We start from the raw sequence: 637 nt of genomic DNA, 5'->3' as shown, positions 1-637 counted from the left end.
CAGGGCGGATTTCTCGGACGCAAGGGCGATGGCGAGCCTGGTGTGAAGAGCATTTGGCTCGGACTGCAGCGCATCAGAGACGTGGCAGCCGGGATCAAATACGCCAAAGAATCTCATGACTTATGAAGATGTGTGTAATGAGATGCCTTGGAGGCCATCCGTCAGGGCGATCGCATCAAAATATTAGCGAATACGATTGGACTGGTTAGCCGGATTGCCCCAGACTCGCGCGCCCGTTTTTGCTGCCCTTGCGAGATTCCGTCATGCCGGAAATGCCCTCGGATCGATCCCTGTTGGCCCATTTCTCTGCGTTGGAGGATCCACGCTGTACGATAAAGCAACGCCATCGGCTCAACGACATGATCGCGATCGCCATCACCGGTGTGCTCTGCGGGGCCGATGGCTGGCCCTCAGTGTCAGGATAAGTGTCACCTGCCCCTGCTATCTTTCTTAACACATCTGGGGGCGAGAGGAACTGAGCGATGAGTGGGTATTCCGAAGAACGCCGAGCGGCAATCGTAGCGAAGTTGCTGCCGCCGCAGAATCTGAGTCCGCGTGCGGTGGCCGAGCAGGAAGGGATCTCGTTGCCGACGGTGTATAAGTGGCGCAAAGAGGCGCGAGCCGCAGGTCGATGCCT

3 protein-coding genes are annotated in these 637 nt (G+C 57.8%); all 3 read left to right on the top strand.

Annotated elements, in window-relative coordinates; translation table 11 throughout:
- Positions 1-126: IS4 family transposase (locus tag THIDRDRAFT_RS25300; protein WP_007043441.1), on the top strand; the 126-nt coding region annotated here is incomplete at its 5' end.
- 137 nt (positions 127-263) lie between these two features.
- Positions 264-425 (top strand): transposase family protein, encoded by a 162-nt coding sequence (locus tag THIDRDRAFT_RS27490; protein WP_007043440.1) that lies wholly within the window; start codon positions 264-266, stop codon positions 423-425.
- A gap of 57 nt (positions 426-482) precedes the next feature.
- On the top strand, positions 483-637 hold a 155-nt coding region (locus THIDRDRAFT_RS27485), incomplete at its 3' end, for a helix-turn-helix domain-containing protein (RefSeq protein WP_007043439.1).

This window comes from Thiorhodococcus drewsii AZ1, from assembly GCF_000224065.1.
Taxonomy (GTDB): domain Bacteria; phylum Pseudomonadota; class Gammaproteobacteria; order Chromatiales; family Chromatiaceae; genus Imhoffiella; species Imhoffiella drewsii.
The sequence above is the reverse complement of the archived record's forward strand: the minus strand, read 5'-3'. Positions and strand labels throughout refer to the sequence as shown.